Source organism: Streptococcus cristatus ATCC 51100 (assembly GCF_011612585.1).
Classification (GTDB): Bacteria; Bacillota; Bacilli; order Lactobacillales; family Streptococcaceae; genus Streptococcus; species Streptococcus cristatus_H.
This window is the reverse complement of record NZ_CP050133.1, coordinates 1,984,915-2,002,690: the sequence shown is the minus strand read 5'-3', so window position 1 is coordinate 2,002,690 and position 17,776 is coordinate 1,984,915. Positions and strand designations below refer to the sequence as shown.

17 protein-coding genes are annotated in these 17,776 nt (G+C 42.8%); 14 read left to right on the top strand and 3 right to left on the bottom strand.

What is annotated here, in order from left to right; genetic code table 11:
• Positions 1-34: 34 nt before the first annotated feature.
• Positions 35-1,981, bottom strand: coding sequence for a GBS Bsp-like repeat-containing protein (locus tag HBA50_RS09930; protein ID WP_045498366.1), 1,947 nt, complete (start codon positions 1,979-1,981; stop codon positions 35-37).
• Between the two features lie 375 nt (positions 1,982-2,356).
• Here HBA50_RS09930 and purD point away from each other — a divergent pair, with 375 nt between their 5' ends.
• From purD to purB, 7 genes are all read left to right on the top strand, one after another.
• Positions 2,357-3,619, top strand: a complete 1,263-nt coding sequence (purD, locus tag HBA50_RS09925) for a phosphoribosylamine--glycine ligase (protein WP_045498364.1) — start codon at positions 2,357-2,359, stop codon at positions 3,617-3,619.
• 188 nt (positions 3,620-3,807) lie between these two features.
• Positions 3,808-4,296 (top strand): 5-(carboxyamino)imidazole ribonucleotide mutase, encoded by a 489-nt coding sequence (gene purE, locus HBA50_RS09920; RefSeq protein ID WP_045498353.1) that lies wholly within the window; start codon positions 3,808-3,810, stop codon positions 4,294-4,296.
• Positions 4,283-5,374, top strand: coding sequence for a 5-(carboxyamino)imidazole ribonucleotide synthase (gene purK, locus HBA50_RS09915; RefSeq protein WP_045498350.1), 1,092 nt, complete (start codon positions 4,283-4,285; stop codon positions 5,372-5,374). The genes purE and purK overlap by 14 nt, the downstream gene beginning before the upstream one ends.
• Positions 5,375-5,383: 9 nt before the next feature.
• On the top strand, positions 5,384-5,611 hold the full coding sequence (locus tag HBA50_RS09910) for a hypothetical protein (protein WP_045498347.1): 228 nt from the start codon (positions 5,384-5,386) through the stop codon (positions 5,609-5,611).
• Between the two features lie 36 nt (positions 5,612-5,647).
• Positions 5,648-6,769, top strand: a complete 1,122-nt coding sequence (locus tag HBA50_RS09905; protein ID WP_045498343.1) for a DUF262 domain-containing protein — start codon at positions 5,648-5,650, stop codon at positions 6,767-6,769.
• The gene (locus HBA50_RS09900; RefSeq protein WP_045498340.1) at positions 6,759-7,460 is read left to right on the top strand and encodes an MAE_28990/MAE_18760 family HEPN-like nuclease; all 702 of its coding nucleotides are present in this window, start codon (positions 6,759-6,761) and stop codon (positions 7,458-7,460) included. Before HBA50_RS09905 ends, HBA50_RS09900 begins: the two co-directional genes overlap by 11 nt.
• Positions 7,457-8,752 (top strand): adenylosuccinate lyase, encoded by a 1,296-nt coding sequence (purB, locus tag HBA50_RS09895; RefSeq protein ID WP_045498338.1) that lies wholly within the window; start codon positions 7,457-7,459, stop codon positions 8,750-8,752. The genes HBA50_RS09900 and purB overlap by 4 nt, the downstream gene beginning before the upstream one ends.
• Positions 8,753-9,178: 426 nt before the next feature.
• On the opposite strand, the gene HBA50_RS09885 is transcribed toward purB, so the two are convergent.
• Positions 9,179-9,895, bottom strand: a complete 717-nt coding sequence (locus HBA50_RS09885; RefSeq protein WP_005591344.1) for a GntR family transcriptional regulator — start codon at positions 9,893-9,895, stop codon at positions 9,179-9,181.
• A 140-nt stretch (positions 9,896-10,035) separates the two neighbouring features.
• On the opposite strand from HBA50_RS09885, the gene HBA50_RS09880 reads away from it, so the two are divergent.
• The 7 genes from HBA50_RS09880 (at position 10,036) to HBA50_RS09845 (ending at position 17,072) form a co-directional block, all read left to right on the top strand.
• Entirely contained in the window at positions 10,036-11,823 is a 1,788-nt protein-coding gene (locus HBA50_RS09880) for a glycoside hydrolase family 35 protein (RefSeq protein ID WP_045498336.1), read from the top strand.
• Positions 11,820-12,296, top strand: coding sequence for a PTS sugar transporter subunit IIB (locus tag HBA50_RS09875; RefSeq protein ID WP_045498334.1), 477 nt, complete (start codon positions 11,820-11,822; stop codon positions 12,294-12,296). The genes HBA50_RS09880 and HBA50_RS09875 overlap by 4 nt, the downstream gene beginning before the upstream one ends.
• 26 nt (positions 12,297-12,322) lie before the next feature.
• Positions 12,323-13,237, top strand: a complete 915-nt coding sequence (locus tag HBA50_RS09870) for a PTS mannose/fructose/sorbose/N-acetylgalactosamine transporter subunit IIC (protein ID WP_045498332.1) — start codon at positions 12,323-12,325, stop codon at positions 13,235-13,237.
• Positions 13,224-14,042 carry a PTS system mannose/fructose/sorbose family transporter subunit IID gene (locus HBA50_RS09865; protein ID WP_045498330.1) on the top strand — a complete coding sequence of 273 codons (819 nt, stop codon included), beginning with the start codon at positions 13,224-13,226 and terminating at the stop codon, positions 14,040-14,042. Before HBA50_RS09870 ends, HBA50_RS09865 begins: the two co-directional genes overlap by 14 nt.
• A gap of 11 nt (positions 14,043-14,053) precedes the next feature.
• Complete coding sequence (locus HBA50_RS09860; RefSeq protein ID WP_045498328.1) at positions 14,054-14,458, top strand: PTS sugar transporter subunit IIA; 405 nt, start codon at positions 14,054-14,056, stop codon at positions 14,456-14,458.
• A 108-nt stretch (positions 14,459-14,566) separates the two neighbouring features.
• Positions 14,567-15,730, top strand: a complete 1,164-nt coding sequence (locus tag HBA50_RS09855) for an SIS domain-containing protein (RefSeq protein ID WP_045498326.1) — start codon at positions 14,567-14,569, stop codon at positions 15,728-15,730.
• 304 nt (positions 15,731-16,034) lie between these two features.
• A complete protein-coding gene (locus HBA50_RS09845) occupies positions 16,035-17,072 on the top strand; it encodes an aldose epimerase family protein (protein WP_045498324.1) in 1,038 nt (345 codons plus the stop codon).
• Between the two features lie 100 nt (positions 17,073-17,172).
• Here the strand turns inward: HBA50_RS09845 and HBA50_RS09840 are convergent, their stop codons facing one another.
• Positions 17,173-17,436, bottom strand: a complete 264-nt coding sequence (locus HBA50_RS09840) for a YiaA/YiaB family inner membrane protein (RefSeq protein ID WP_179856134.1) — start codon at positions 17,434-17,436, stop codon at positions 17,173-17,175.
• Positions 17,437-17,776 lie beyond the last annotated feature (340 nt).

Here is a 17,776-nt window from a genome sequence, read left to right as displayed (position 1 = left end):
CTTGGTTGATAAAACCAAGGTTTTTTTGGTAAATTTATTTTGGATAAATATAGCTGACAGCTCCTTGACCGGCGGCATAAGGATTGAACCAGCCACGGAAGTTGCCAATATACTGTTTACCTGCATAGTTGGATTCTTTGATTTGGATGCGGGTATTGGATTCGACATGAGTGACAACACCAACATGCCCATAGCCGCCATCGGTCCAGCAGATGATGGCTCCGACTTGTGGGGTGCTTCCTGTTCGGAAACCAGCTGCGCGTGCGCTAGCTGCCCATTGGCCACCGTTGCCCCAGTAAGGACCAGCCCAAGGAGCCAGTACTTTTGCTCCCCAAGTACACTGACCATGAGGATAAGAGGAGGCTCCCGCATAATCAGGTGTGTAGAGGGTTGGCTCAGGTGTGGTTGGTTTATCAACCTGATAGCTAGTACCTGTAAGTCCAGTCATCTGTCCATTGAGATTACGGTAAACATGGGTATGGAAGAGTCCATTTCCAGCGTGCTGTTGCGTATTGATGGTAAATTTATACAAGCCATTGCCCACTTTGTTAGCAGTGTACCATTTGATGTCATCCTGGCCGTTGACTTCTGACCAAGTCGGTAGAGAAATAGTTCCTGGTCCGAAAGCATCGGAAACGGTCACTTCGTAATTGTAGGTAGAAATTTTATTGATAGAGACCTTGGCTTTGATATTTTCAGCGGATAGGGTGACGCTGTCTGTTGCATAGTTATGCTCGCTACCATCTTTGTACTTAACGTAGATATGATTAGTGTAGCTTCCAGATAAGGCTTGGTGGTTACGGATATTGAATTGTGCAGAAAAAGTCCCATCTCCATTGTTGCTTGCCTCATACCACTTGATATTGCTTTGATTCTGGGTACTCCAAATAGGGACGCGGACGGATTGAATTGGCTTAGATGCTGCAGTTTCGGTTACTTTTACAGTGTAGGTTCCCTCTTCCTGATTGATATTTTCAACAGAGAAAAGCGGTTTTTGGTCTTTTTGAGAAGGCATCTTACCAGCATCCAGTGTAACACTTGTTCCTGCTAATCCTGTTAACTCAGGCTTAACATAGCTTTCTCCATAGAGATGGATATGGTAGGTTCCTGTATCGTAATTGTGTTTTTTTAGTTCGACTCTGACGCTGTAACTGCCATCAGGATTTTTCTTTGCTTGATACCACTGTAAATCATCTTGCCCCTTATTTTCAGACCAGGTTGGGACAGTGACCTTATACATGGATTCAGGAAGATTTTTGATAAGGATTTCCATAATGCCAGGTTCAGGGAAACTTGTCTGAATGATAGGATTAGGCTTTTCTAGATGGAAAGTGGTGCCTGATTGGTAAATCATTTTGCCATTTTTATTTTCATAAGTATCTACGAAATATTTTCCATAACCCTTGTGATTAGAAAGTGTAAATTCGGTGATATCTTGTCCGGCATTATACCATTTTAAGTCATCTTGTCCATTTTCATCAGACCAGACCGCATGTAAAATACGAGAGTTTATCTGGTCTTTATTGCGCTTAAAGTGAATTTGACCAGTTTGTCCGACAATATTAGTAGAAACCTTAACCGCAGGCTTATTAACAGTAAAGGTCGTACCATTCAAGCCAATCATTTTCCCGTTGATATTAATGTAAGTATGAACATGGAAAGTGCCATAGCCAGCGTGCTGCCGGAGGTCAATGGCTGTGCTGGATGTTTGAGGCGTGGTGTACCATTTCAAATCATCCTGTCCGTTTTCGTCGGACCAGACTGCGTGGGAAATGGTATAGGGAACCTGAGCCTTGGAGCGGGCATAATGAATCTGTGCTGTATCCCCAGTGACATTGACGGTCACATTGCTAGCACGATCAGTGGGGCCTAGGACTTTGTTTCCAGTTTTAGTCGATGTAACAGCTTGAGCCGTGGAATGACTTGCAAACAGCCCAAGGACTGCTCCGGATAATAAAAACAGCTTCTGATATTTCTTCATAAATCTCCTTTGAATAAGTAATTTGGATGATTCCATTTAGATTATTCGGGAAAAAATATAAAAAAAGAAAAATTTTAAAAGATGATGATAGTTGAATTTCTAATTTATTTTGATTTCATCAAATCTTTGCTGCTTGAAATAAAGGGATGAATTAGTCAAAATATCAAAAATAATATAGGTAGATTTTATTTTTCAGAGATGGATATTCCTAACAAAAGTAGATTATTTCTCTTCTTTTCCTGCTTATCATGGAATAAAACGAACGATTGTGATATAATTTAGATAAATAATTCGTAAAAAATACGGAAATTTTTACGTGATGTGTTAGCTTGGTGCGTAAGCACCTATGATATTGGACATTGAGGTATCTTAGCTATGAAGCTTTTAGTTGTTGGTTCGGGTGGTCGTGAGCATGCGATTGCCAAGAAGTTGTTGGAGTCTCAGGATGTGGAGCAGGTCTTTGTAGCTCCTGGAAATGACGGGATGACTTTGGATGGGTTGGAATTGGTGAATATCTCTATTTCCGAACATTCTAAGTTGATTGAATTTGCAAAGACCAACGATATCGCTTGGACCTTTATCGGTCCGGATGATGCCCTGGCAGCTGGGATTGTAGATGATTTTAACCAAGCTGGGCTCAAGGCTTTTGGTCCGACCAAGGCTGCGGCTGAGCTGGAATGGTCCAAGGATTTTGCCAAGGAAATCATGGTCAAATACGGCGTTCCGACAGCAGCCTATGGCACATTTTCAGATTTCGAGGAGGCCAAGGCCTATATTGAGGAGAAAGGCGCTCCTATCGTCGTCAAGGCGGATGGCTTGGCGCTCGGGAAGGGTGTCGTCGTTGCTGAGACGGTGGAGCAAGCAGTCGAAGCCGCTCACGAGATGCTCTTGGACAATAAATTCGGTGACAGTGGTGCGCGTGTGGTTATCGAAGAGTTCCTAGACGGGGAGGAATTTTCTCTCTTTGCCTTTGTCAATGGCGATAAGTTTTACATCATGCCGACGGCTCAGGACCACAAGAGGGCCTATGATGGCGACAAGGGTCCTAATACTGGTGGGATGGGTGCCTATGCGCCAGTCCCTCACTTGTCACAGAGTGTGGTTGACACAGCGGTTGACACTATTATCAAGCCAGTCCTTGAGGGCATGATCCAGGAAGGTCGCCCGTATCTTGGTGTTCTTTATGCAGGGCTTATCTTGACAGCAGACGGGCCTAAGGTCATTGAGTTCAACGCTCGCTCTGGAGATCCTGAAACTCAGATTATCCTGCCCCGCCTGACTTCTGACTTTGCACAAAATATCACTGATATTCTCGATGGTAAGGAGCCGAACATCACTTGGACCGACAAGGGCGTGACTCTGGGTGTGGTTGTCGCATCAGAAGGCTACCCGCTAGACTATGAAAAAGGTGTCAAGTTGCCAGCTAAGACAGATGGCGATATCATCACCTACTATGCTGGGGCTAAGTTTTCGGAAAATAGCAGAGCACTGCTATCAAATGGCGGACGAGTGTATATGCTGGTCACCACAGCAGATACCGTCTCAGCTGCGCAGGAAAAAATCTACGACCAACTAAAAAAACAAGACACTACAGGCCTCTTCTACCGAACAGATATCGGAAGCAAGGCAATTAAGTAAAGATATAAGAATAACGCGACGAAGTCGCCAAATACGATAATGGTCGCCGTGGTGAAAAGACCAGAACAATGAATGTTCTGGTCTAGGGAAAATTTGAGACTTCAGGCTCAAATTTTAGGAATGAAACCGAAGGTTTGCTTCCGACCCACCACCTAAGACCATTATCAAAAAGAAAAAGGATATTAACAATGAAACCAATTATTTCCATCATCATGGGTTCCAAATCCGACTGGGCCACCATGCAAAAAACTGCCGAAGTGCTAGATCGCTTTGGTGTAGCCTATGAAAAGAAAGTCGTCTCTGCTCATCGCACGCCTGACCTCATGTTTCAGCATGCCGAAGAAGCCCGCAGTCGTGGCATAAAGGTCATCATTGCAGGTGCTGGTGGTGCCGCCCATTTGCCAGGAATGGTAGCAGCTAAAACCACTCTGCCTGTTATCGGCGTACCTGTCAAATCACGGGCGCTCAGCGGTCTGGACTCGCTTTATTCGATTGTTCAGATGCCGGGTGGTGTACCTGTGGCAACTATGGCCATTGGGGAAGCAGGAGCGACCAATGCTGCCCTAACTGCCCTTCGGATCTTGGCCATTGAAGACCAAGACCTAGCAACAGCGCTAGCGGATTTTGCAGAAGAACAAGGAAAAATCGCAGAGGAGTCTACGAATGAGCTCATCTAAAACAATCGGAATCATCGGTGGCGGTCAGCTGGGTCAGATGATGGCCATTTCTGCTATCTACATGGGACACAAGGTCATAGCGCTGGATCCTGCGGCGGACTGCCCAGCCTCTCGTGTGGCAGAAATCATCGTAGCTCCTTATAATGATGTGGACGCCCTCCGTCAGCTGGCCGAGCGTTGCGATGTCCTGACCTATGAGTTTGAAAATGTCGATGCTGACGGTTTGGATGCTGTTATTAAGGATAGTCAGCTCCCTCAAGGGACAGATCTGCTCCGAGTTTCTCAAAATCGTATCTTTGAAAAGGACTTCCTCTCAAACAAGGCCCAAGTCACCGTAGCACCCTACAAAGTCGTGACTTCTAGCCAAGACTTGGCGGATATTGACCTATCGAAAAACTATGTCCTCAAGACTGCTACAGGCGGTTACGATGGACATGGGCAAAAGGTCATTCGCTCAGAAGCAGACTTGGAAGAGGCCTATACACTAGCTGACTCAGCAGACTGCGTTTTGGAAAAATTTGTCAACTTTGACATTGAAATTTCTGTCATTGTATCAGGGAATGGCAAGGATGTGACGGTTTTCCCAGTTCAGGAAAATATCCACCGTAACAACATCCTCTCTAAAACCATTGTGCCTGCTCGCATTTCAGAAAGTCTAGCAGAAAAGGCCAAGGCAATGGCAGTGCGAATCGCAGAACAGCTCAAGCTGTCTGGAACCCTTTGTGTGGAGATGTTTGCGACGGCTGATGACATTATTGTCAACGAAATTGCGCCACGTCCACACAACTCAGGCCACTACTCAATCGAAGCCTGCGACTTCTCCCAGTTTGATACCCATATTCTTGGTGTTCTTGGAGCACCATTACCAGCTATCAAACTGCATGCGCCTGCTGTTATGCTCAACGTCCTCGGCCAGCATGTCGAAGTCGCTGAGAAATATGTCACAGAAAATCCAAGCGCCCACCTCCACATGTATGGTAAAATAGAAGCGAAGCACAACCGCAAGATGGGACATGTGACTTTGTTTAGTGATGTGCCAGATGAGGTAGAGGAGTTTGGGGAAGGGATTGATTTTTAGGAGAAATCTATGATTCAAATTATCGTGAATGCTTTTATTGAAAAGAATAAGGCTGGAGCAGTTGTTGAAGTCTTGTTTGCTAGCAGCAATCACGAAAAAGTGAAGGCTAAGTATGAAGAGCTAGTTGCTCAATACCCTGAAAACTATTTAGCAATTTATGATTTACCATTGGATACCGATCTCAATGAATTATCTCACTACCCATCCGTGTTTATTGGGAAAGAGGAGTTTGAGTAAAGAATAGAAATGATTATGAAAAAGGAGTGTAATTAAATGGTTAATTTTGATGAAAAAGCCAAATTATTAGAGCAACAAATTTCAGATGAAAGACAGAAGCTTTCAGCAGATAGAATGGATATCTCTTTTGGGGAGATTATGAACCTTTATGAGCAGTCTGAATTGATTATTAGACCAGAGTATCAACGGTTATTTAGGTGGACTAACACACAGAAAACCTTATTAATAGAATCCATTCTAATGGGAATACCGATTCCTCCTATATTTGTTGCTGAAGATGAAGATGGAATATGGGAGTTGGTAGATGGACTTCAGAGAGTCTCAACAATAATAAGTTTTTTTGGTAAGTTAAAGTCGGATTTAGTACAAAAACATGAAGTATCAGATGTTGTAGAGGATTTGGTTTCCAATTCAAATAATTGGGAGCTAGAAGCGGGAGATATCATTAAGGATTTAGAGGGGTTTGATGCTAACACGTTACCTCAAAAATATAAACTTAATATTAAGCGAGCTGTTTGTCGTGTTGAAATTTTGAGAGGCGAAAGCAATACATCGTTAAAGTATGAATTATTTAAGAGACTTAACTCAGGTGGGACAAAGTTAACTCCTCAGGAAATTAGGAATGCTGTATATAGAGGAATTAATCCGATTTTAAACGAATTAATAACAGAGTTAAGTCAGAACAGTAGCTTTAAAGATTTGACCAATTTAAGTGAAACAAAAATTCGAGAATTATATGATCAGGAATTAATTTTACGTTTTGTGGCATTTTATCAAAATGTTTCAAACATCAATCTGAGCACACAAAGTTTTTTGGATAAATTTATGGAGGAAACTACTAGTACAGGTAATCTTGATAGCGAAATGTATAAGAGGGTTTTTAATTCAACGATAGCGTTATTAACGGAGATAGGAGACAATACTATCTTTAGAAATGAACAGAATCTTTTTGTGCCGGCTGTGTTTGAAGGTGTTATGATTGGAACATCTGAAAACTTAGCTTATTACACAAATCATAAAGACGAATTACGAGAGAAAATTCGTCAATTACGAGTAGATGACGAGTTTAAACGTCTATCTGGGTCAGCATCAAATAGTAGGAGTAGGATCAAGAAGCGTTTACAACGAGCTCAAGAGATTTTTAGTTATGGAAATTGAATTGCAAAATTTTTTTGATGAATTAGATTTACGAATAGAGGAATCTGAACATACACTTAATGAAATTGAGAGAGTAATTTTCACAGGAAGATATCATTTGGATACAGAGCATTTAGCTATTTTTTCTGTCCAAACTATTGCTATGATTTATTCAATTTGGGAAGGATTTATTCAAAAAACATTTAGTGATTATTTGTCAACTTTGAATAAGTTAAATATTCCATTTCAAGACTATCAAAATAGTATTATAGTTTTTCAAATGGAGTCAAAATTTAAACAGTTTAGAGAATACCCTGAAAAATTGAGTAAAAGAATTAAATTTTTATCAGACTTACAAAGTCACTATCAAAGTGATCGAATTTTATTGGATACGTCAATTAATACAGAAAGCAATGTTAGTTTTGATGTGTTGAATAAGATTATGAATCAATTTTCATTGGAAGAGTTCCCAGAGAGATGGGGGGACGACTATAATTATCCAAATCCTACTTTGAAAGAAGAGATGAACACATTTTTGGATTATAGAAATGGTGTGGCACATGGGGGAGATATTAGTTCAATTGATAAAGTTACACAACAAGTGTTTGATAGGTATAAGCAGTTAGTATTGGCATTGATGCATGAAATACGAGATAGACTTTATATTGGTGCGGACTCTAAGCATTACTTAAAAGGAGACAAGAAAACATGATCAAACGTTATTCTCGCCCCGAAATGGCGAACATTTGGACTGAGGAAAATAAGTACAAGGCTTGGCTGGAGGTAGAGATTCTGGCTGATGAGGCCTGGGCTGAGCTGGGTGAGATTCCCAAGGAAGATGTGGCCTTGATTCGTGAGAAGGCTGGGTTTGACATCGACCGCATCTTGGAGATTGAGCAGGAGACGCGCCACGATGTGGTGGCCTTTACTCGGGCGGTTTCTGAGACGCTGGGTGAGGAGCGCAAGTGGGTGCACTATGGCCTGACCTCGACCGATGTGGTGGATACGGCTTACGGTTACCTTTACAAGCAGGCCAATGACATCATTCGTGAGGATCTGCGTCGCTTCACCGACATCATTGCAGAGCGGGCGCGGGAGCACAAGTTCACCATCATGATGGGGCGGACTCACGGGGTGCATGCGGAGCCGACGACTTTCGGTCTCAAGCTCGCGACTTGGTACAGCGAAATGAAGCGCAACATCGAGCGTTTCGAGATTGCGGCGGCGGGTGTGGAAGCTGGGAAAATTTCTGGTGCGGTTGGGAACTTTGCCAACATTCCGCCATTTGTGGAAAGTTATGTCTGTGAGAAATTAGGTATCCGTCCGCAGGAGATTTCGACTCAAGTTCTGCCACGTGACCTCCACGCTGAATACTTCTCAGCTCTAGCCTTGATTGCGACATCTATAGAGCGCATGGCGACCGAGATTCGCGGTCTGCAAAAGTCTGAGCAGCGCGAGGTCGAAGAGTTCTTTGCCAAGGGTCAAAAGGGCAGCTCTGCCATGCCTCACAAGCGCAATCCAATCGGCTCTGAAAATATGACTGGTCTGGCGCGTGTCATTCGTGGGCACATGGTGACAGCCTTTGAGAATGTCTCTCTCTGGCATGAGCGCGATATTTCCCATTCATCTGCTGAGCGGATTATCGCACCGGACACGACTATTCTCATTGACTACATGCTCAACCGCTTTGGTAATATCGTCAAGAATCTGACCGTCTTCCCAGAAAACATGAAGCGCAACATGAACTCAACCTTTGGTCTTATCTTCAGCCAGCGGGCTATGTTGACCTTGATCGAAAAAGGCATGACACGGGAGCAGGCTTATGACTTGGTGCAGCCAAAGACCGCCCAGTCTTGGGACAATCAAGTAGACTTCAAGCCTTTGCTCGAAGCGGACCCAGAAGTCACTTCCCGTCTGACTCAAGAAGAAATTGATGAGATCTTCAATCCTACTTACTACACTAAGCGCGTGGATGAAATCTTCAAGCGCGTGGGGCTGGATTAAACATAAAAAGATGGAGGCTGGGACAAAAGTCCTAGCCTCTCAATTGTCTTTGGATTGTCGAGCAAGACGCAGTGGTTGAGTGGGCTCTACTACGCTGACTTCATCAGCTTTTACAGCCCTACTCAACTGTGCGGAGGTGGGACGACGAAATCGAATTCTAACGAATTACCGATTTCTGTCCCACTCTCATTTTTATTATTCTCGAATGTATTATAAAAGTTTTGTTTTTGTTGGTTTTCAGTTCTAGAATACTAAAAAAATATACGAAATTAAAAAATTCTGTTTATTTTCTGTCATTTTTTGATCTTTATTAAACAAAAATCGTTCAAATGTCTTGCAAATTGGTATAGATAGGTTTATAATAAAGATAGGCTAGTTGGTTAGGAAATGAAAAACGACAGTTCATGAGAACCATCGTTTTTCAGCTTAATGATCGCGACTAGAAGAAATAAATTTGATTTTGAAGAAATCGCCACGCTTGTAGGTTTCGCTGTACTCTAGGATTTGTCCGGTATTTTCCAGTTTTGTGATCTTGACTTGATGCACAGTTGGGAAGTTTGGATCAATTTCTAAGGTTTTGGCAATGTCTTTTGGCGTTGGAAAGACGATTTCGTTGGTTTCTTCGAAATACTCATCATTCATGTGGATGTGATAATCCGTCTTGAAGCGATTGTAGATCGAGCTGTAGTAGTCCAAATCTGGATAGTTTGGATTGATGTACTGCTCAGGAATGTAGGTTTGGTGATAGATATAGACTTTATCGCCTGTCCTTCTGATACGGTCAATCTTGTAGTAGAACTGGGATGGAGTTAGTTCTAGTTTTTCCAAGATTCTCAATTCATTTCCACGTTCGATGGACAGAACAGTCACCTTATCCTTTTGGATAGGGAAAGTTTCGATATCAGAGAATTCCACACGCTTGTGTTTTCTTGCGCGTGAAACAAATGTTCCCTTCCCTTGCTGACGGATGATGTAGCCATCATTCGCAAGTTCGTTCAAAGCGCGGACAACGGTGATGGAACTAACATTGAACATCTTGATTAATTCAGCTTCTGTGTAGAATCTATCACCGTTTTCAAAGTTACCAGAAATGATTTGTTGTTTCAAATCATCTTTGATTTGTTGATATTTAGGAATAGCCATTGTGCTCACCTCTCTTTTTTTATCCCTCTCTATATTGATTTTAACATATTTTTAAAAAAAATGTTGACATTTATGCAAAAGTTTATTATATTAATATTAATAAGAAATGAAAGCGTTTTAAATCTAGGAGGAATGGGGAGATGAAGAGATTTGAAATAGGCTCTTCTTTCTACTTGGATGGTCAGGAGTTTAAGATTTTATCAGGAGCGATTCACTATTTTCGGATTCAGCCGGAAGACTGGTATCACTCGCTTTACAATCTTAAAGCCTTAGGCTTCAATACAGTTGAGACCTATGTTCCTTGGAACATGCACGAGCCAAAGAAAGGCCAGTTTGACTTTCAGGGGATTTTGGATATTGAGAAATTTCTTCAGATTGCTCAAGATTTAGGATTATATGCCATCGTTCGCCCTTCGCCCTTTATCTGTGCGGAGTGGGAATTTGGCGGCATGCCAGCCTGGCTTTTAACTGAGGATATGAGAATCCGTTCTTCTGATGCTTCCTATCTTCAGGCTGTTGCAGACTACTATGATGAGTTGCTTCCTCGCTTGGTTCCAAGGCTCTTGGACAAGGGTGGGAATATCCTCATGATGCAAGTGGAAAATGAATATGGCTCTTACGGGGAGGATAAAGACTACCTGAGAGCGATTCGGCAGATGATGTTGGATCGAGGCCTTGATTGCCCGCTCTTCACATCGGATGGTCCTTGGCGGGCAACGCTGAAAGCTGGCACGCTGATTGAGGAAGATTTATTTGTTACAGGAAATTTCGGCTCCAAGGCAGATTATAATTTTGCTCAGATGCAGGAATTCTTTGATGAGCATGGCAAAAAATGGCCACTCATGTGTATGGAGTTTTGGGATGGTTGGTTCAATCGTTGGAAAGAGCCAATTATCAAAAGGGATCCTGAGGAATTGGCTCAAGCTGTCCATGAGGTTCTGAAACAAGGCTCTATCAACCTCTATATGTTTCATGGCGGTACCAATTTTGGCTTCATGAATGGCTGCTCGGCCAGAGGTGTGACGGATTTACCACAGGTGACTTCATATGATTATGATGCCCTGCTCGATGAACAGGGAAATCCAACTCCGAAATATTTTGCAGTGCAAAAAATGATGGAGACCTACTATCCTGAGTACCCACAAATGAAACCGCTCACAAAAGAATCTTTTGAATTGAGAGACATTGCTCTGAGTGAGAAGGTGAGTTTGTTTGAGACATTAGCTGATTTGGCCCAGCCAGTAGAGAGTCTCTATCCTGTCAAAATGGAGGATTTGGGGCAGAGCTATGGCTACTTGCTTTACCGTACCGAAGCTAGCTGGGATGCGGATGAGGAAAAAATTCGGGTGATTGACGGGCGCGACCGGATGCAGCTCTTTGTGGACGGCAAGCTTATGGCAACCCAGTATCAAGCAGAGATTGGTCAAGATATCTTTGTTGCTGGAGAAAAGAAAGCCACCCACCGTATTGACATCCTGATGGAAAACATGGGGCGGGTCAACTACGGGCATAAATTCTTGGCAGATACCCAGCGAAAAGGTATTCGGACGGGCGTTTGTAAGGATTTGCACTTCTTGCTGAATTGGCAGCAGTATCCACTTTCTTTTGAAAACACAGAAAACATCGATTTTTCAAAAGGATGGCAGCCAGAGCAACCAGCTTTCTACGCTTTTGACTTTGAAATGAAAGCGCTTAAAGATACTTATTTAGACTTGTCTGGTTTTGGAAAGGGCCTTGCCTTTGTAAATGGCGTCAACATCGGTCGTTTCTGGAATATCGGACCAACCTTATCGCTCTATATTCCGCATAGCCTTCTGAAAGAAGGACATAACCGTATCATCATTTTTGAAACGGAAGGGGAATATGAAGAATCAATTAACTTAGTTAACCAACCTACATTTAAAACAATAAAGGGGGAAAATTTATGACAATCGTAGGTGCACGTATCGATGGACGTTTGATCCATGGACAGGTAGCCAATCTCTGGACTACCAAGCTCAATATTTCACGCATTATGGTGATTGACGATGAGGTAGCTGAAAATGCTATCGAAAAGAGCGGACTCAAGTTGGCAACGCCGCCAGGAGTGAAGCTCAGCATTTTGCCAATTGCTAAAGCAGCAGAAAACATCTTGGCTGGTAAATATGACTCACAACGACTCTTTATCGTTGCTCGTAAACCAGACCGTTTCCTTCGTTTGGTAGAGGCTGGTGTTCCACTGGAAACACTGAACGTCGGCAATATGTCTCAGTCAGACGAAACTCGTCCCATCACTCGCTCTATCAATGTGGTAGATGCAGATGTGGAAGCTTTCCACAAGCTGCATGAAAAAGGAGTGAAGCTGACAGCTCAGATGGTTCCAAATGATCCGGTCGCGGATTTTATGAATTTGTTAAAATAAGGAAAAATTTTTAGGAGGTCATTGTCATGATACAATGGTGGCAAATTTTACTACTCACTCTGTACTCAGCTTATCAAATCTGCGATGAGTTGACGATCGTTTCTTCAGCGGGTTCACCTGTATTTGCTGGATTTATCACGGGTCTCATCATGGGAGATTTACCTACAGGTTTATTGATTGGTGCCAACCTTCAATTGGTGGTACTTGGTGTTGGTACCTTCGGTGGTGCTTCTCGTATTGATGCTACCTCTGGTGCGGTTCTTGCGACTGCTTTCTCAGTAGCACAAGGGCTTGATCCTGAGCTTGCTATTGCTACAATCGCTGTGCCGGTAGCAACTTTGTTAACATACTTTGATATTCTTGGTCGTATGACGACAACTTACTTCGCTCACCGTGTGGATGCTGCGATTGAACGCTTTGACTACAAAGGCATCGAACGCAACTACCTCCTTGGTGCGATTCCTTGGGCTCTTTCTCGTGCCCTCCCAGTCTTCTTTGCCCTTGCCTTTGGTGGAGCTTTTGTAGAAACTGTTGTTACAGGTCTCGGTAATGTACAATGGTTGGCAAACGGTTTGAAACTTGCAGGTCAAATGCTTCCAGGTCTTGGATTTGCAATCTTGCTTCGTTATCTCCCAGTTAAACGCAACCTTCACTACTTGGCACTTGGATTTGGCTTGACAGCTATGTTGACAGTGCTTTACAGTAATGTTCAAAGCCTTGGTGCTGCAGTGTCTAGCATTGTTGGTTCTGAAGTGTTCTCTAAACTTCCAAAAGAACAAGCTATTACTTTTGTTAACAACTTCAAGAGTGTATCTATGATTGGTATCGCCATCATCGGTGTCTTCCTTGCAGTACAACACTTCAAAAACAGCCAACGTACAGTCGTAGCTGCTCCAGTAACTGAATCAGAAAGCGGGGAAATTGAAGATGACGAATTCTAATTACAAACTAACAAAAGAAGATTTTAAACAGATTAACAAACGTAGCTTGTTTACCTTCCAATTGGGTTGGAACTATGAGCGTATGCAGGCTTCTGGTTACCTTTACATGATTTTGCCACAATTGCGCAAAATGTATGGAGACGGTACACCTGAACTGAAAGAAATGATGAAATTGCATACGCAATTCTTCAATACTTCACCATTCTTCCACACCATTATTACTGGTTTTGACCTTGCTTTGGAAGAAAAAGATGGTGTGAAATCAAAAGATGCGGTCAATGGTATCAAGACAGGTCTCATGGGGCCATTCGCTCCTCTTGGAGACTCAATCTTTGGATCATTGGTACCAGCTATTATGGGTTCAATCGCAGCAACTTTGGCTGTTGCGGGAAACCCAGCCGGTATCTTCCTATGGATCGCTGTTGCGGTTGCTTACGATATTTTCCGTTGGAAACAATTGGAATTTGCCTATAAAGAAGGGGTTAACCTCGTCAACAATATGCAAAGTACTTTGACAGCTTTGATTGATGCTGCATCCGTACTTGGTGTCTTCATGGTTGGTGCCCTGATTGCCAGCATGATTGGTGTTGAAGTTTCTTGGGCTCCACACATCGGGGACAAAGCAATTGAAATTCAAGATATGCTTAACCTCATCTTCCCACGTTTGGTACCAGCTATCATCACAGGTGTAATCTTCTGGTTGCTTGGACGTAAGGGTATGAACTCTACAAAAGCTATCTTGCTCATCATTCTTGCAGCGATTGCGTTCTCAGCGTTTGGTCACTTCTTCTTTGGAATGGCATAATGGTGTAAATTATGAGCAAACAATTAATTTTGATTAGTCATGGCCGCTTTTGTGAAGAGCTGAAAACAACCACTGAGATGATTATGGGTCCTCAAGCGGATATTCATGCCGTTGCCTTGTTGCCAGAGGAGGGACCAGATGATTTCACAGCTAAGTTTTTAGATACGGTCAAGGATTTTGAAGACTATGTTGTCTTTGCAGATCTTTTGGGAGGCACACCATGTAATGTAGTCAGCCGCCTTATTTTAGAAGGTAAGGATATTGACTTGTACGCCGGCATGAATCTGCCGATGGTGATTGAGTTTCTCAATGCTTCTTTGACAGGAGCTGATGTTGACTATCCGAAAAATGCAGTCGAAAATATCGTTAAAGTCAATGATATTTTAGCAGGCTTATCAGATGATGAGGATGAGTAGGACTGTTTTCTAAGGAAAAAAGAAATGAAGGGGAGTGGGGAATTTTCCCATTCCCTCTTTTAAAAGCAAATAACTAATATATCATTGTTTATTTTTGAAAGGACTACCATGCTAGATTATTCAAAAGAGAAACTGGTTGAATTGGGCGCGGAAATCACCACGCGTGAAATCTACCAACAGCCAAATGTTTGGCAGACAGCTTTTAATCATTACAAGGCTCAAGCTAACCAAATCGCTGCTTTTCTAAAGGGTATTGAAGAAAAGCATGATTATATAAAAGTTATCTTTACAGGTGCGGGAACTTCGGCTTATGTGGGCGATACGCTATTGCCATATTTCAGAAAGCTTTATAATGAGCGCCAATGGAATTTTAATTCGGTTGCGACGACTGATATTGTGGCGGGTCCTGAGGTGCATCTGCATAAGGAAATTCCAACGGTTCTCGTTTCTTTTGCCCGCAGTGGTAATTCGCCAGAAAGTGTTGCGACAGTGGACTTGGCCAAGCAGTTGGTTGATGAGCTTTATCAAGTGACTATCACCTGCGCTGCAGAGGGGAAATTGGCTCAGCAGGCTCATGGCGATGAGCGGAATCTCCTCTTATTGCAACCAGCTCCATCAAATGATGCTGGCTTTGCCATGACTTCTAGCTTCACCTCTATGATGTTGACAGCTCTCTTGGTTTTTGACCCAGCAGATTTGGCTCAAAAAGAAGCAAGAGTAGCTGAGTTGATTGCCTTGAGTCAAAAGGTTTTGGCAGATGTAGCTGACGTTCAGGCTTTGACAGAATTAGACTTTAACCGGGTCATTTATCTCGGAGCAGGGCCATTCTTTGGTCTAGCGCACGAAGCACAGCTGAAAATTTTGGAGTTGACCGCTGGGAAAGTTGCGACCATGTATGAAAGCCCAGTTGGCTTCCGCCATGGACCAAAATCTCTGATTAACGAAGAGACGCTTGTGCTGGTATTTGGCTCAAGGGATGCATACACCAAACGTTACGACTTGGATTTGGTGCGTGAAGTGGCAGGAGATCAGATTGCTCGCAAGGTGGTTTTCTTTACAGAGCGCAGAGAAGACTTGGAAAATGTTGAGCAAGTGGTTCTTGAAAGTGATATCTTGGAAGATAGCTATCGAGCCTTCCCTTACATCGTCTATGCTCAGCTCTTCTCTCTCTTGACTTCTTTGAAAGTGAAAAATCGACCAGATACACCGTCTCCGACAGGTACGGTCAATCGAGTCGTTCAAGGGGTTATTATCCACCCTTTCCAGCAGTAGAAAGCTAAATATGGAAAAGTCAAACATTAGTCATGGGAACGCTAGTTATTAAAAAGACTTTCAGATCAAAAGGATGGCCTTCCATCCTTGTCCCCTGACTAAGTCAAGAAAGAGAGTGGGACAGAAATCGGTCATTCGTTAGAATTCGATTTCATCGTCCCACCTCCGCACAGTTGAGTAGGGCTGTAAAAGCTGATGAAGTCAGCATAGTAGAGCCCACTCAACCACTGCGTCTTGCTCGACAATCCAAAGACAATTGAGAGACTAGGACTTTTGTCCCAGACTCGAGATAGAGGGAGATTGTATGAAATCTTATCAAGAATCTATTTTTGCTACTTTTAAAGGACAGGATGTCTTAACCTATACCTTTGAAAATGGGCTAGGTTATCGCTTCAAGGTCATGAACTATGGCGCAACGATTTTAGAATATCGGACGCCAGATAAAAATGGTGATTTTGCCAATATCATTCTAGGCTTTGAGCGTTTTGAGGATTATGTTGGCAATAGTCCCAAGTATGGAGCCAGCGTGGGACCAGTTGCGGGGCGGATTGCGAATGCTAGCTTTGAGCTGAATGGGCAGTCCTACCAGCTGGAAGTCAATAATGGTCAGAATTGTAACCACAGTGGTTCTACTGGCTGGGACAGTGTGATTTTTCAGACAGAGGAAGTCACAAACGAGGGCGTCACATTTTACACAGAGCGACCAGATGGGACGGGCGGTTTTCCTGGAAATTTGAAAATCTGGATTTCCTATTCCTTATCGGAAAAAGGGGAGATTGAGATTTCCTATCAAGTCCAGACAGATCAGGATAGTCTGGTTAATCCGACCAACCACAGCTATTTCAATCTGTCAGGTAATTTTAGTCAGCCGATTGATCAGCATGTCCTCCAGCTGCATACCAAAGGGGTGTATCCGATTGCTCCTGACGGTGTGCCAGAAAAAGAAGTGGATGCAGATCGTGGCTTTGTCAAAGGCCTACAAACAGGTCTGGCGCTGAAAGAAATTTTTGCTGATCCAGATGAGCAGATTCGGCTCGTGTCAGGGCTGGATCATCCATTTGCTCTGGATAAAGAGCAGGAAGAGGCAAGTTGCCTTTATGATGCGGCATCAGGTCGCTACCTGACTTTCCGTACAGATGCTCCTTGTGTCGTGACTTATTCGGCAAATTTTGTAGATGAGTCAGTTATCATCAATGGACAGCCAATGATTCAGCATAATGGTATAGCGCTGGAAGCACAGGCCTTGCCTGATGCGATTCATAGTGACTTGAAAGATCAGGTCATTCTCAAGGCAGGAAGCCTCTTTACCAGCACCACCGTTTATTTTGCAGGTGTGAAATAAACAGCAAACTTGCTTCATTTGAAGTGTATCTCACATGGCGATACTAGCCTCAGATACAAGAAAACGGCAGAATCCCCCTCTGCCGTTTTTACTATTTATTTTATTGGTTGTCTAAGTCTTGTGGTTGGAAGAATTGATTGTAACGTTCTTCGTCTTCTTGGTTATCACGGATAACTTTTGCAAGAGTGAATGAAGAAGAAATCAGTCCGACAGAACCCATGAGATAGTATCCTTTAACCATCAAAGGCTCTTTCAAGGTATAGAGGCCGACGAGAACAAGTGTCACAAAGAAGGCGAATGAGCCCCAAGCCATAAACATAAAGGCTGGTGTATTCCGATAAGTTTTCTTTTTAAGGTTGTTCATATCTAAAATCTCCTTTTCGATTTTTTTCATTGTATCATGAGTTCCTGAGGCAGTCAATGAAATAGCGGCTATTTTAATCAGACTGAACAATTCATATTAGTTTGTATCATCTTACTAAGATATCTAAAAGTATTTTATTTTTAAAAAATATTTTTTCTTTAAGCAAATTTTAAGATAAGGACGTTATACTAATACCATCAAATGAAGACCTCCTAACTTTATTTGATAGAAATCCTAAAACTTTTTCATAATAATCTCCCATAAGAGCCACCAAATTCGGTGGCTTTTTTTGTATTCAGAAGCGGGTCGGATTGCTTCCTCTGCCCTATTTTTTGCTATA